Source organism: Streptomyces sp. NPDC014889, from assembly GCF_043081205.1.
In the GTDB taxonomy this organism is placed as follows: Bacteria; Actinomycetota; Actinomycetes; order Streptomycetales; family Streptomycetaceae; genus Streptomyces.
Genome location: NZ_JBIBWH010000002.1, coordinates 273157 through 286101 on the forward strand (window position 1 = coordinate 273157; position 12945 = coordinate 286101).

12 protein-coding genes and 1 tRNA gene are annotated in these 12945 nt (G+C 72.6%); 8 read left to right on the plus strand and 5 right to left on the minus strand.

Annotated features, from left to right (window positions below; translation table 11 throughout):
• Positions 1 to 21 precede the first annotated feature (21 nt).
• From ACF09J_RS04385 to ACF09J_RS04395, 3 genes are all read right to left on the minus strand, one after another.
• A complete protein-coding gene (locus ACF09J_RS04385; protein WP_392303854.1) occupies positions 22 to 1590 on the minus strand; it encodes a Stp1/IreP family PP2C-type Ser/Thr phosphatase in 1569 nt (522 codons plus the stop codon).
• A 121-nt stretch (positions 1591 to 1711) separates the two neighbouring features.
• Positions 1712 to 2227: an FHA domain-containing protein gene (locus ACF09J_RS04390; RefSeq protein WP_392303855.1), complete on the minus strand. Its 516-nt coding sequence runs from the start codon at positions 2225 to 2227 to the stop codon at positions 1712 to 1714.
• A gap of 10 nt (positions 2228 to 2237) precedes the next feature.
• Positions 2238 to 3095: an FhaA domain-containing protein gene (locus ACF09J_RS04395; protein WP_392303856.1), complete on the minus strand. Its 858-nt coding sequence runs from the start codon at positions 3093 to 3095 to the stop codon at positions 2238 to 2240.
• Positions 3096 to 3582: 487 nt separating this feature from the next.
• Between ACF09J_RS04395 and ACF09J_RS04400 the strand changes: the two genes are divergently transcribed.
• From ACF09J_RS04400 to ACF09J_RS04425, 6 genes are all read left to right on the plus strand, one after another.
• Positions 3583 to 3669 (plus strand) — tRNA-Leu (locus ACF09J_RS04400).
• 200 nt (positions 3670 to 3869) lie between these two features.
• Positions 3870 to 4718 carry a hypothetical protein gene (locus ACF09J_RS04405; RefSeq protein WP_392303857.1) on the plus strand — a complete coding sequence of 283 codons (849 nt, stop codon included), beginning with the start codon at positions 3870 to 3872 and terminating at the stop codon, positions 4716 to 4718.
• A 101-nt stretch (positions 4719 to 4819) separates the two neighbouring features.
• Positions 4820 to 5149 (plus strand): rhodanese-like domain-containing protein, encoded by a 330-nt coding sequence (locus ACF09J_RS04410; RefSeq protein ID WP_390828995.1) that lies wholly within the window; start codon positions 4820 to 4822, stop codon positions 5147 to 5149.
• A gap of 226 nt (positions 5150 to 5375) precedes the next feature.
• Positions 5376 to 6332 (plus strand): DUF5819 family protein, encoded by a 957-nt coding sequence (locus tag ACF09J_RS04415; RefSeq protein WP_392303858.1) that lies wholly within the window; start codon positions 5376 to 5378, stop codon positions 6330 to 6332.
• The gene (locus ACF09J_RS04420; protein ID WP_392303859.1) at positions 6329 to 7540 is read left to right on the plus strand and encodes an HTTM domain-containing protein; all 1212 of its coding nucleotides are present in this window, start codon (positions 6329 to 6331) and stop codon (positions 7538 to 7540) included. The genes ACF09J_RS04415 and ACF09J_RS04420 overlap by 4 nt, the downstream gene beginning before the upstream one ends.
• The gene (locus ACF09J_RS04425) at positions 7537 to 8289 is read left to right on the plus strand and encodes a TrmH family RNA methyltransferase (RefSeq protein ID WP_392303860.1); all 753 of its coding nucleotides are present in this window, start codon (positions 7537 to 7539) and stop codon (positions 8287 to 8289) included. Before ACF09J_RS04420 ends, ACF09J_RS04425 begins: the two co-directional genes overlap by 4 nt.
• 25 nt (positions 8290 to 8314) lie before the next feature.
• Here ACF09J_RS04425 and paaN read toward each other — a convergent pair whose 3' ends face one another.
• Entirely contained in the window at positions 8315 to 10006 is a 1692-nt protein-coding gene (gene paaN / locus ACF09J_RS04430; RefSeq protein ID WP_392303861.1) for a phenylacetic acid degradation protein PaaN, read from the minus strand.
• Between the two features lie 170 nt (positions 10007 to 10176).
• Between paaN and ACF09J_RS04435 the strand changes: the two genes are divergently transcribed.
• Both ACF09J_RS04435 and ACF09J_RS04440 read left to right on the plus strand, forming a co-directional pair.
• On the plus strand, positions 10177 to 11691 hold the full coding sequence (locus tag ACF09J_RS04435; protein ID WP_392303862.1) for a 3-hydroxyacyl-CoA dehydrogenase: 1515 nt from the start codon (positions 10177 to 10179) through the stop codon (positions 11689 to 11691).
• A complete protein-coding gene (locus tag ACF09J_RS04440) occupies positions 11688 to 12275 on the plus strand; it encodes a TetR/AcrR family transcriptional regulator (protein WP_392303863.1) in 588 nt (195 codons plus the stop codon). The genes ACF09J_RS04435 and ACF09J_RS04440 overlap by 4 nt, the downstream gene beginning before the upstream one ends.
• A gap of 13 nt (positions 12276 to 12288) precedes the next feature.
• Here ACF09J_RS04440 and ACF09J_RS04445 read toward each other — a convergent pair whose 3' ends face one another.
• Positions 12289 to 12801, minus strand: a complete 513-nt coding sequence (locus ACF09J_RS04445; protein ID WP_392303864.1) for an Lrp/AsnC family transcriptional regulator — start codon at positions 12799 to 12801, stop codon at positions 12289 to 12291.
• Positions 12802 to 12945 lie beyond the last annotated feature (144 nt).

A 12945-nucleotide genomic window follows, 5' to 3' on the forward strand; every position in this document is an offset into this window, starting at 1 on the left:
ACAGGGCCTCTCACGGCTTGCCTACTGCTTACCGCACAGCGAGACGACCTTCTGCTCTTCCTCCGAGAGAGTGGGGCCGGGGCTGGGAGTGGACGCGGTGGCGGACGTGGACGGGGAGGACGGGGACTTGGCCGTCGACGACGGGTTCGGCGCCGGTGTCGCCTTGGACGTGAAGGCGGTGCGGGTGGTTCCCGTGGTGGCGTCGGTGCCGGCGGTACCGCCCGCCCGGCCCTCCTCCGTCTTCGCGCCGTTCTTGTCCTCGGCGGTGCGGCGCTGGGCCTCCTTCTTGCACGCGGAGGCCTGCACGGACAGCTCGTCGACCTTCTTCTGGGCGTTGGCCAGACCGCCCGCCGTGATCGTCGCTCTGACCTGCTGCTGCTGGTAGGGCGGCAGGTACTTGAGTTCGATCTCGGGGTGGTCGGTGTGGACCTTCGACAGCTTCAGCCAGGCCAGGTCCTGGCTGATGCCCCGGTACAGGGCGACGTGCTCCTCGTTGGCGCCGACGAAGTACTGCGTCTGCGTCCAGCGGTAGCCGCCGTAGAGGCCGCCGCCGAGGACCGCGAGCGTGAGCACGCTGTAGAAGGAGCGCTTGAGCCACCTGCGGCTCTTGCGGGGTTTGACGAAGTCGTCCTCGCCGTAGTCGCCGAAGCCGCCCGCGGGGGCGTAGCCGGCGGTGTCGCCGCCGGAGCCGGGCGGGCCGAACTCGCCGCCACCGCCGCCCTGTCCGGGCACCTGGCGGCCGAGGCCCGAGGCGCGTCCGGCGGGGGTCTGCATGATGCCGTTGTCGTGCAGGTGGTTCTGGTTCTCGGCGACCGCGCCGACCACGACCGGGGTGTCGGAGAGCTGTCCGGCGAGGGTGTCGCCGGTGTCCAGGTCGAGGACGTCGGCGACGATGACGGTGATGTTGTCGGGGCCGCCGCCGCGCAGCGCGAACTGGATCAGTTCCTGCACGGTCTCCTGCGGGCCCTGGTAGCCGGCGAGGGTCTCCTCCATCGTCTGGTGGGAGACGACGCCGCTGAGGCCGTCGGAGCAGATCAGGTACCGGTCGCCGGCGCGCACCTCGCGAATGGAGAGGTCGGGCTCGACGCGTTCGCCACTGCCGAGGGCGCGCATGAGCAGGGCGCGCTGCGGGTGGGTGCTGGCCTCCTCCTCGGTGATGCGTCCCTCGTCGACGAGGCGCTGCACCCAGGTGTGGTCCTGGGTGATCTGGGTCAGCACGCCGTCGCGCAGGAGGTAGGCGCGCGAGTCGCCGACGTGCACCAGTCCGAGGCGCTGGCCGGTCCACAGCAGGGCGGTGAGCGTGGTGCCCATGCCCTCCAGCTGGGGGTCCTCCTCGACCATGGCGCGCAACTGGTCGTTGGCGCGCTGTACGGCGGTGCCGAGCGAGGTGAGGATGTCGGAGCCGGGGATGTCGTCGTCGAGGGCGACGATGGTGGAGATCACCTCGGAGGAGGCGACCTCGCCGGCGGCCTGGCCGCCCATTCCGTCGGCGATCGCGAGCAGGCGCGGGCCGGCGTAACCGGAATCCTCATTGCCCTCGCGGATCATGCCTTTGTGCGATCCGGCGGCGAAGCGCAGTGACAGACTCATGCGCACCTCGCCCGTCGGCTCCGGGTACATCCGCACGGTGCCCACCCTCCGGTCGGGAGCGCGCCGAGGCCCGGGGTGCCGGCCGCCGCTGCGTGCTCGCTCCGCTCGCTCATTAGTCGTACTACTTCCGCAGCTCGATGACGGTCTTGCCGATGCGGATCGGCGCGCCCAGCGAAATCGGTGTGGGGGTCGTCAGCCGGGTCCGGTCCAGGTATGTGCCGTTGGTGGATCCGAGGTCCTCGACGATCCACTGGCCGTCGCGGTCCGGGTAGATCCTGGCATGGCGGCTGGAGGCGTAGTCGTCGTCCAGCACGATCGTGGAGTCGTGCGCGCGGCCCAGGGTGATGGTCTGGCCCTGCAGCGCGACGGTGGTGCCGGTGAGGATGCCCTCGGTCACCACGAGTTTGGTCGGGGCGTTGCGGCGCTGGCGGCCGCCGCCCTGCTGACCGCGCTGCTGCGGCGGTGCCGCGGCCTGGCGCGCGGCCTGCTGCGGCCGGGCGGGCTCCCTGCGGGACCCCCGCTGGGTGACGCGCGTACCGAACAGGTCGCTGCGGATGACCTGCACGGCCACGATCACGAACAGCCACAGTACGGCCAGGAAACCCAGCCGCATGACCGTGAGGGTCAGCTCTGACATTGCCCCCGCTTCACCCTTCGGCTTGCCGGTAAATGATGGTGGTGCTGCCCACGACGATCCGCGAGCCGTCGCGGAGCGTAGCGCGGGTGGTGTGCTGCCCGTCCACCACGATGCCGTTGGTGGACCCGAGATCCTGGATCGTCGAGGGCGTTCCGGTCCGGATCTCGCAGTGCCGGCGGGAGACGCCGGGGTCGTCGATCCGTACGTCGGCCTCGGTGCTGCGGCCGAGCACGAGGGTCGGGCGGGAGATCTGGTGGCGGGTGCCGTTGACCTCGATCCAGTAGCGGGTGCGGCCGCCGGCCGCCGGGGCGGGCGCGGGCCGCTGGGCGGCCGGCGGGTAGCCGTAGCCGCCGGGGCGGGCGCCGGGCGGCGGCGCGGCCGGCATGGGCGGCGCCGCCGAGGGGCCCGCGGCGGGCGGGTAGCCGTATCCGCCGGGGGCGGCGGGACGGCCTGCCGGGCCGGCCGGGGGGGCCTGGGGCGCCTGCTGGCTGCTGGTGGAGGCGAGCGTACGGCTGCGCACCCGGTAGAGGCCGGTGTCCAGGTCCTCCGCCTTCTCCAGGTGGACCTTGATCGGTCCCATGAAGGTGTAGCGCTGCTGTTTGGCGTAGTCGCGCACCATGCCGGCCAGCTCGTCGCCGAGCTGGCCGGAGTAGGGGCTCAGCCGCTCGTAGTCGGGCGCGCTGAGCTCCACGATGAAGTCGTTGGGTACGACGGTGCGGTCGCGGTTCCAGATCGTCGCGTTGTTGTCGCACTCGCGCTGGAGCGCGCCTGCGATCTCGACGGGCTGGACCTCGGACTTGAAGACCTTGGCGAAGGTGCCGTTGACCAGACCTTCGAGACGCTGCTCGAACTTCTTCAGGACTCCCATGGGGCACCTCCTCCGTAGTTGCCGTCGCTGCGGGTCTTGCCGTCGTGCTGCGTATTGCCTGCCTGGTACTGCTTACTGATCGTATCCACGCGCCGGTGAATCGGCTGGTTCCCCCTGTCGGCCCTGTCGGCGGGTGTCGACGCCTGTCGCGTGCCCGGTGTCGCTCGGTACTTCTGCCCAGGATCGTAGAGGGGGTCGCAGACCAGTGTCCCGCACCCGGCGACCGACCTTGCCCGGCTCGGGGGCAGACGGGGGTGACCGGTACGAGGTTGATACGTGAACGGGTGCCCCTCGACATGGAACGGGACGCTGTCCGGACGGCCCGGCCGGGGCCGGCGGGCCGCCGCCGCGGGCGCACCGGCAGCGGGCACAGCCGGGCGCCTGCCCTGGGGAAAGGGATGTGAATCCACCGTCCGGGGCGTGCTAATGTTCTGCGTGTCGGAAGGCGCCGGCCCCCAGGGGGACGGAGCCGGAGGACACACCCAATGCGCGGGTGGCGGAATAGGCAGACGCGCTGGATTCAGGTTCCAGTGCCCGCAAGGGCGTGGGGGTTCAACTCCCCCCTCGCGCACCATGAGATACCGATGGACGGGTCTCCGCCAGTGACGGAAGTCACGGTGGGGGCCCGTTTCTCGTTGTGCCGGCGCATGTGAGGGAACGCACACGGCGGGCGGCTCGCGGGCGCGTGAGGTATCTCACGTGGTGGGCGGGTGCCTCGGGGGCCCGGCGGTGCCAAGGGGCCAACGTCGGCTGTTGGGGCACTAGTCTGGTCGGGTGACGACCCCGGAAGCTGAGCAGGGTGACGTCGCCGGGGCGGACCGGGCGACGTCCGAAGGCGCTTCGGCGCGGCCCGAGGAGCGGTTGGAGCGGGCCGTGCGGGCCGCCGAGCAGGCGCTCATCGAGTTCGAGATCGCGGTGGAGACCTTCCGCGTGGAGGTCGAGAACTTCGCCCGCCTGCACGAGCAGAGACTCGGACCGCTCTACGCCCGGCTGGAGGAGCTGAAGGTCCTCACGGCCGAGGCCCGGGCCGCGCGCACCGGTGACCCCGAGGACCTGCGCAAGGCGCAGGAGGCGCGGGCGGAGCTGCAGCCGATCCCCGGGGTCGACGAGCTGCTGAACGGCTGGATGGACTCCGGCGGTCTGTACCCGGAGGCCGTGGCGATGCTCACCGACATGCCGGTGCGGCCGCCGCAGCGGGTGCGCCCCAGCGAGGAGGCCCGCCGGCTGTACCGCGAGCTGGCCCGCAAGGCCCACCCCGACCTGGTGCAGGAGGACGACGAGCGCAAGCGGCGCGAGGACTTCCTCACCCGGGTCAACGCCGCCTACGCGCGCGGCGACGAGGACGAGCTGCGGGAGCTGGGCGCGGAGTGGGCGGCAGGACCGAAGCCCAAGGAGCAGCCGCCGAGCCGCAGCGAGGAGCTCTACGCCCGCCTCGAATGGCTCGCGCAGCGCAAGGAGGTGCTCACGCTGGTCGCCAAGGGACTGGAGGACGGCGCGATCGCCGGGATGCTCCGGCTGGCCCCCGACGACCCGGACGGTCTCCTCGACGAGGTCGCCGAGCAGCTGCGCAAGGAGATCACGGAGCGGGAGGCGGAACTGGCCGAGCTGGTCGGCCAGGAGTGACCCGCGTCACCCGCGTCTCGGTGCGTGATCGGGGGGCGGGTCCGTTCCGGACCCCTCCGGCGCGCTTCGGGTAGCGTCGCAGCATGCATTTCGGAGCTGGTGTGCCCACGGTCGGCGTTCAGGACCTCGAGGACGGCGACTTCCTGCTGGACGTCCGCGAGGACGACGAGTGGCGGGCGGGCCACGCCGAGGGGGCGCTGCACATCCCCCTGAGCGAGTTCGTGGCCCGGTACGGCGAACTGACCGAGGCGGCGCCCCAGGACGGGCGGATCCATGTGATCTGCCGCTCCGGCGGGCGGTCGGCCCAGGTCGCCATGTACCTGGTCCAGCAGGGAGTCGACGCGGTGAACGTCGACGGCGGCATGCAGGTGTGGGCCGCCTCGGGCCGGCCCGTGGTGACCGACGAGGGGCGTCCCGGCCAGGTGGTGTGACACCGGACCCGAGCCTGAACCACGAGTACCGCAGGGGTACCTGACGTCGTGTCGGACGCGGGACGGGCGGGACGCGCGTGAGAGCCCGGTACGCCCCGGGGGTGTGCCCGGAGGGCGGCCCTGAGTACCGTTCCGGTACGGCGCCGGCAAGCGGTGCCCGCGGCGGTACGGCGCCCCGCGGCCGGGCGGCGGCCGAAGGACGGACCGGGAGCGGAAACGGGGCGGGATGAACGCGCACGACGACGACTCGACCGCCTCACGCGCCCCCGGCCGCCCGGGCGCCCGGCCGGACGAGGCGTCCCGGACCGCCGTCGGGTCCGCTGACGGCCCGGACGGCCCGACGAACGCGCCGGACGGCCCGGCGGACGGCCCGGACGGGAACGCCCAGACCGTCGCAGGTCAGGGCCGGGACGCCCAGGCCTCCGTCCACCTCCCTGCTCCCCGCTCGGCCCCGACTCCCGCCCCCATACCCGGGGTGCCTGCTCCCGTCCCCGAGCCCGAGCCCGCTCCCGCCCCCGGCGATCCGGCGGCGCCCCCCGCTGGTGTCGCCGCGTTGGCCGTGCCGTATCAGGTGGGTGCGTTGCTGGCGCTCGCGGCGGTCGCCGTCGCGGTGTGCGTGCACCTCGGGATGGTGTTCCTGCACATCACGCCGTCGAACACGGTGAACAGGCAGCACGCCGAGGCCGTCGACGGGTGGATCTACCCGGAGTTCGAGCAGAACTGGAAGCTGTTCGCGCCGAACCCGCTCCAGCAGAACATCGCCGTCCAGGTGCGCGCGGAGGTCGGGACGCCGGACGGCGGCACTCGTACCACCGGCTGGTACGACCTGTCCGCCGAGGACGGCCGGGCCATCGACGGCAATCTGCTGCCCAGCCACACCCAGCAGAACGAGCTGCGCCGCGCCTGGGACTTCTACGGGTCCGCCCACGACGCCGACAACCGTGCGGTGGGCCTGCGCGGCGCCCTGGCCGAGCAGTACCTGCGCCGCATCGTGGTGCTGCGCCTGGAACGCGGTGACGCGGCCGGCGCGGGCGGCTCCCTCGAACGCGTCCAGGTCCGCAGCCGCACCAGCAACGTGCCCCCGCCCCCGTGGAGCGACGAGAAGGCGACGGGCAAGCCGGCCTACCGCACGCTGCCCTGGTGGACGGTGCCGGCCGGCGAGGCCCGGGGAGGCGTGCGGTGAACCGTCTCGCGCCGGCGCTCTCGCGCGGGATCGCCCGGGTCACCGAGTCGGCCCTCGGCCCCTACCAGACCGCCGTCATACGCATCGGCTTCTCACTGACCTGGCTGCTGTTCCTGCTCCGCGAGTTCTCCCACCGCCATGAGCTCTACGGCCCCGACGGCCCCTGGAGCTGGAACCTGGCCCAACAGCTGACCTCGGACAACGGCGCTTTCACGGCCCTGCTGTGGTTCCGCGGCAGCCTCTGGTTCGAGACCTGCTACGCGCTGGCCGTGCTGGCGAGCCTGCTGCTCGCGCTGGGCTGGCGCACCCGCACGACGTCCGTGCTCTTCATGGTCGGCGTGCTCTCAGTGCAGAACCGCAGCGTCTTCGTGGGCGACGGCGGCGACAACGTGCTCCACCTGATGTCGCTGTACCTGGTGTTCACCCGCTGTGGCCAGGTCTGGTCGCTCGACGCGCGCCGGGCCGCGCGGGTACGGGCGGCACACGCGCGCGGGGAGCGGGTGCCCGACCGGGCCGGCCCCCTCCTGTGGGGCGTGCTGGGACTGTTCCTGGCCGTGGTCACCGCGGCGGGCCGGACGCAGGGCGAGCCGTTCGTGCCCGTCCTGCTGTGGACGGTGTGGCTGGGCCTGGCCCTGTGGTGGGCGGTCGGGCGGTGGGCGCGCTCGGCGCAGCCGCGGATGCTGCTCGACGTCGTCGCCCGCGTCGTCCACAACGGCGCCCTGCTCGTGATCATGGCGGAGGCCTGCCTGATCTACGCCACGGCCGGCTGGTACAAGATCCAGGGCTCGCGCTGGCAGGACGGCACCGCCGTCTACTACCCGCTCCACCTGGACTACTTCTCGCCCTGGCCGGCCCTGGCCGGTCTGCTGTCCGCCAGCGGCACGCTGGTGATGCTGGTGACCTACGGGACGGTGATGGCGCAGGTCGCCTTCCCGTTCACGCTGTTCGACCGGCGGGTGAAGAACGTCCTGCTGGCGGTCATGATGACCGAGCACGCCGTGATCGCGGTGGTGCTGGGCCTGCCGTTCTTCTCGCTGGCGATGATCGCGGCGGACGCGGTGTTCCTGCCGACCTCCTTCCTGCGCCGCCTGGGCGGTCTGGCGGCACGCGCGCGTACGCGGCTGCGGCGGGGCGGGGACCGGCCCGCCGCGAAGGATCCGCGCTCCCCGGAGGACACCGGGCCGGCCCGCGTAGGCTTCCCGGCATGAACGACCCCGTACGCGCCTGGCACCGGCTGGCCGGCGGCTCCGTGCTGCTCGACGGTTTCCACGCCCTCAAGCACGCCCTGCGCTTCGGGGCCGAGGTGCCGGTGGCCGTCACCGCCGACCGGCACGCGGCGCTCGCCCTCGCCGACGAACTGGCGCCGGACGTACGGGACGCGCTGGACGCGCTGCTGAGCGAGGTGCCGCGGCAGACGTACGCCTCCCTGGTGCCGCGCCCGCATCCCACCGCCGTGGCGGCCCTCGCGGTACGGCCGTCCCGCGAGGCCAACCTGCGGAGGCTGGCGCACGCGCCCCGCAGCGCGCCGGTCGTCGTCCTGGACCAGCCGCGCAACCTGGGCAACGCGGGCGCGGTGATCCGCCTGGCCGCCGGTTTCGGGGCGACCGGAGTGGTCACCACGGGCACCCTCGACCCCTGGCATCCGACGGTGGTGCGCGGCGGGGCGGGGCTGCACTTCGCGACCGCGGTGGAGCGGCTGGACGTCGGCGAGCTCCCGCGCGGACCGCTGTTCGCGCTCGACCCGGAGGGCGAGGACATCCGCGGGGTGAAGCTGCCCGACGACGCCGTGCTCGCCTTCGGCTCCGAGCGCAGCGGCCTGTCCGCCGGGCTGCGCTCGCGCACCGACCACCTGCTGGCGCTGCCGATGCGCCCCCAGGTCTCCAGCTACAACCTCGCCACCAGTGTGGCGATGACGCTGTACCACTGGAGCGCCACCGGGGGCGCACCCGCGTCCTGAGCGGGCCTGATCCGAACGAAAGGCCCTACGCCTCCCGGCGGACCTCCACCACGCGGAAGCGGTTGGCGACGAACGCGCCGTCGGTGAGGGCCGCGTTGGCCGCCGGGTTGCCGCCGGAGCCGTGGAAGTCGGAGAAGGCGGCGGTCTGGTTGACGTACACCCCGCCGGTGAGGTTCAGCGAGAGCTGGGCGGCCTCCTCCAGGCACACCTCCCGCACCGCCTGGTCGACCTCCTCGTCGGTCGTGTACGCGCCCACCGTCATCGCGCCCTTCTCGCGGATGGTGCGGCGCAGCAGCTCCACCGCGTCGGCGGCCGAGTCGACGGCGACGGCGAAGGAGACGGGGCCGAAGCACTCGCTCATGTAGGCGGCCTCGGCGTCCGGCTTGGCGCCGTCCAGCTTCACGATCACCGGCGAGCGGACGACCGCGCCGGGGAAGTCCGGGTTGGTGATCTCGCGGGAGGCGAGGGCGACCTCGCCGAGTCCCGCGGCGGCCTCCAGGCGGGCCTTGACGTCCGGGTTGACGATCGCGCCGAGCAGCGCGTTGGCGCGCGCGTCGTCGCCGAGGAGGCCGTCCACCGCCTTGGCGAGGTCGGCGGTCACCTCGTCGAAGGACTTGGGGCCCTCGTCGGTGCGGATGCCGTCGCGCGGGATCAGCAGGTTCTGCGGGGTGGTGCACATCTGGCCGCTGTAGAGGGACAGCGAGAAGGCCAGGTTGGCGAGCATCCCCTTGTAGTCGGCGGTGGACTCCACGAGCACCGTGTTGACGCCGGCCTTCTCGGTGTAGACCTGCGCCTGGCGGGCGTTGGCCTCCAGCCAGTCGCCGAAGGACGTCGAGCCCGTGTAGTCGATGATCCTGATCTCGGGGCGGGTGGCGAGCGTCTTGGCGATGCCCTCGCCGGGCCGCTCGGCGGCGAGCGCGATCAGGTTCGGGTCGAAGCCGGCCTCGGCGAGCACCTCGCGGGCGGTCTTCACCGTGAGCGCGAGCGGCAGCACCGCGCGCGGGTGCGGCTTGACCAGGACGGCGTTGCCGGTGGCGAGGGAGGCGAACAGGCCCGGGAAGCCGTTCCAGGTGGGGAAGGTGTTGCAGCCGATGACCAGCGCGATGCCGCGCGGGACGGCGGTGAAGTGCTTGGTGAGGGCGAGCGGGTCGCGCTTGCCCTGCGGCTTGGTCCACTCGGCGGTGTCGGGGGTGCGCACCTGCTCCACGTACGCGTACGCCACCGCCTCCAGGCCGCGGTCCTGGGCGTGCGGGCCGCCCGCCTGGAACGCCATCATGAAGGCCTGTCCCGAGGTGTGCATGACCGCGTGCGCGAACTCGTGCGTCCGGTCGCTGATCCGCTTGAGGATCTCCAGGCAGACCACGGCGCGCGCCTCCGCGCCCGCGTCCCGCCACTCCCGCTGGCCGGCCTTCATGGCGGGCAGCAGCACGTCGACGTCCGCGTGCGGGTAGCTCACGCCCAGTTCGATGCCGTACGGCGAGACCTCCCCGCCCACCCAGTCGTCCGTGCCGGGCTGGCCGAGATCGAGTCGGGTGCCCAGGACGGCGTCGAAGGCGGCCTTGCCGGCGGCCGCGTCGAGGCTGCCGTTGTCCCCGTAGGCCTTGGGGTGCTCGGGGTGGGGCGACCAGTACGCGCGGGTGCGGATCGCCTCCAGCGCCTGGTCCAGGGTGGGCCGATGCCTGGCGATCAGCTCGTGTGCGGTCAGTTCGGCGGCCATGCGGGACCAACTCCTCGTCTCAAGAGCTCCTCGTCGAGCCCGTGATCTGGCATCTCCATGGTCACGGCCATGGGCAGGGACAGGCGGTCAGAGTTAGAGTAACCGAACGATCGGTCGGTACAAGGGGTCCGCCGCATCCGTGGACGGCGCCGTGCGGGAGGATCGCGCACATGACAGCACTCGACCTCAGCAGTCCCGTGGCCGTCGTCGGCACCGGCACCATGGGCCAGGGCATAGCCCAGGTCGCGCTGGTCGCGGGCCACACCGTACGCCTGTACGACGCCGTGCCCGGGCGGGCCCGGGAGGCGGCCGCCGCCATCGGCGCCCGGCTCGACCGGCTCGTCGAGAAGGACCGCCTGACCGGCGCCGAGCGGGACGCGGCCCGCGCCCGGCTCCTGGCCGCCGACGGCCTCACGGAGCTCGCCGACTGCGCGCTGGTCGTCGAGGCCGTCCTGGAGCGGCTCGACGTCAAGCAGGAACTGCTCAAGGAGCTGGAGGGCATCGTCGGCGACGACTGCCTGCTCGCCACCAACACCTCCTCCCTGTCGGTGACGGCCGTCGGCGGTGCGCTGCGCGTCCCGGGCCGCCTCGTGGGCCTGCACTTCTTCAACCCGGCCCCGCTGATGCCGCTGGTCGAGGTGGTCTCCGGGTATGCCACCGACGTCACGTCGGCCACGCGCGTGTACGAGACGGCCCGCGCCTGGGGCAAGACCCCCGTGGCCTGCGCGGACACCCCCGGCTTCATCGTCAACCGGATCGCCCGGCCCTTCTACGCCGAGGCCTTCGCGGTGTACGAGTTCCAGGCCGCCGACCCCGCCACCATCGACGCCGTCCTGCGCGAGTCGGGCGGCTTCCGGATGGGCGCCTTCGAACTGACCGACCTCATCGGGCAGGACGTCAACGAGTCCGTCACCCACTCGGTATGGCGGTCGTTCTTCCAGGACGTGCGCTTCACGCCCTCGCTCGCCCAGCGGCGCCTGGTCGAGTCCGGCCGGCTCGGCCGGAAGAGCGGCCGGGGCTGGTACGACCACCGCGACGGCGCCGAGCGCCCCGAGCCGCACACCGCGGAACAGGAGGCGCCGCCCGCGCACGTGGTCGCCGAGGGGGACCTCGGGCCCGCCTCGGAGCTGCTCGCGATGATCCGGGAGGCGGGCATCCAGGTGCGCGAGGAGGACGAGGACCACGGCACCCGCCTGGTGCTGCCGAGCGGCGGCCAGCTCGTGCTCGCCGACGGGCAGACATCCGTGGAGTTCAGGGACGTCGTCTACTTCGACCTCGCCCTCGACTACCGCAGGGCCACCCGGATCGCCCTGTCCGCCTCCCAGGACACCTCCCCGCGGACCGTCGCCGAGGCCATCGGCCTCTTCCAGGCGCTCGGCAAGAAGGTCAGCGTCATCGGGGACGTTCCCGGCATGATCGTCGCCCGCACGGTCGCCCGGATTGTCGACCTGGCGCACGACGCCGTCGCCAAGGGCGTGGCCACCGAGGAGGACGTCGACACCGCGATGCGCCTGGGCGTCAACTACCCGCTCGGGCCCTTCGAGTGGAGCCGCAGACTCGGCGGGACCTGGGCCTGCTCCGTGCTGGACAACCTGCACGAGTGCGAGCCGTCCGGCCGCTACGCGCCGTCGCTCGCGCTCTACCGCCACGCCTACGCCACCGACAAGCGGGAGGGCACCTCATGACCACCGCCAGGCGCGACACGTACACCCCTCAGACGCTGCTGTCCGTGGCCGTGCGGGTGTTCAACGAGCGCGGCTACGACGGCACCTCCATGGAGCACCTGTCCAGGGCGGCCGGCATCTCCAAGTCGTCGATCTACCACCACGTCGCCGGCAAGGAGGAGCTGCTGCGCCGGGCGGTCAGCCGGGCCCTGGACGAGCTGTTCGGGATCCTCGACGAGGAGCACGCGCGCACGGGGCGTGCCGTCGAGCGCCTGGAGTACGTGGTGCGGCGGATGGTCGAGGTGCTCATCGGCGAGCTGCCCTACGTGACGCTGCTGCTGCGCGTGCGCGGCAACACCGAGACCGAGCGCTGGGCGCTGGAGCGGCGCCGCGACTTCGACCACCGCGTGGCCGATCTGCTGAGGGCGGCGGCCGAGGAGGGGGACGTGCACGCCGACGTGGAGGTGCGGCTGGCGACCCGGCTCGTCTTCGGGATGATCAACTCGATCGTGGAGTGGTACCGGCCCGACGGGCGCGGCATGTCGGAGCGCGAGGTCGCCGACGCGGTGACGCGGCTGGTGTTCTCGGGGCTGCGCGGGGACTGACCCCGCACCGGCCTCACCCCTGGGGCTCCAGGTCCTCCTCCTCGAACACCAGGAGCGTGCGCGTGCTCAGCACCTCGGGGATGGCCTGGAGCCGGGTGAGGACCAGCTCCCGCAGCGCCCGGTTGTCCGGGGCGTGCACGAGCAGCAGGACGTCGAAGTCGCCGCCGACCAGCGCGATGTGATGGGCGCCGGGGAGCTGCCTGAGCTGCTCGCGCACGGTGCGCCAGGTGTTCTGCACGATCTTCAGCGTGACGTACGCGGATGTGCCGTGGCCCGCGCGTTCGTGGTCGACGCGGGCGCCGAAGCCGCGGATGACGCCGTCCTCGATGAGCCGGTTGATCCGGGCGTAGGCGTTGGCGCGCGAGACGTGGACCCGTTCGGCGACCGACCGTATCGACGCGCGCCCGTCCGTCTGGAGCATGCGCAGGATGTCCTGGTCGATCGCGTCCAGCGGGCGCGGCGGCGGCAGGGCGCCGTCCCTGCTCTCGGCGGTCCCGGCGTTCTCGGCCATTTGTTCAGGTGCCATGTCCCCCCGCCTTTCCGTTGTGGACGTAGTGCGTACATCTCAGGTTGTGGAGAACCGTTTGTCCACAGCCTGGGCCCGCCTGTAGCCAAAATGTGCCGGCGACCGAACAATCGGTAGGTGGGGCGCGTCACAGCCGACGCGCCC

Bases quoted from the DNA above. Each gene is read 5' to 3' on its own strand.
- ACF09J_RS04385 (WP_392303854.1), bottom strand. From the start codon at position 1,590: ATGAGTCTGTCACTGCGCTTCGCCGCCGGATCGCACAAAGGCATGATC.
- ACF09J_RS04390 (WP_392303855.1), bottom strand. From the start codon at position 2,227: ATGTCAGAGCTGACCCTCACGGTCATGCGGCTGGGTTTCCTGGCCGTA.
- ACF09J_RS04395 (WP_392303856.1), bottom strand. From the start codon at position 3,095: ATGGGAGTCCTGAAGAAGTTCGAGCAGCGTCTCGAAGGTCTGGTCAAC.
- ACF09J_RS04415 (WP_392303858.1), top strand. From the start codon at position 5,376: ATGAACGCGCACGACGACGACTCGACCGCCTCACGCGCCCCCGGCCGC.
- ACF09J_RS04425 (WP_392303860.1), top strand. From the start codon at position 7,537: ATGAACGACCCCGTACGCGCCTGGCACCGGCTGGCCGGCGGCTCCGTG.
- paaN (WP_392303861.1), bottom strand. From the start codon at position 10,006: ATGGCCGCCGAACTGACCGCACACGAGCTGATCGCCAGGCATCGGCCC.
- ACF09J_RS04435 (WP_392303862.1), top strand. From the start codon at position 10,177: ATGACAGCACTCGACCTCAGCAGTCCCGTGGCCGTCGTCGGCACCGGC.
- ACF09J_RS04440 (WP_392303863.1), top strand. From the start codon at position 11,688: ATGACCACCGCCAGGCGCGACACGTACACCCCTCAGACGCTGCTGTCC.
- ACF09J_RS04445 (WP_392303864.1), bottom strand. From the start codon at position 12,801: ATGGCACCTGAACAAATGGCCGAGAACGCCGGGACCGCCGAGAGCAGG.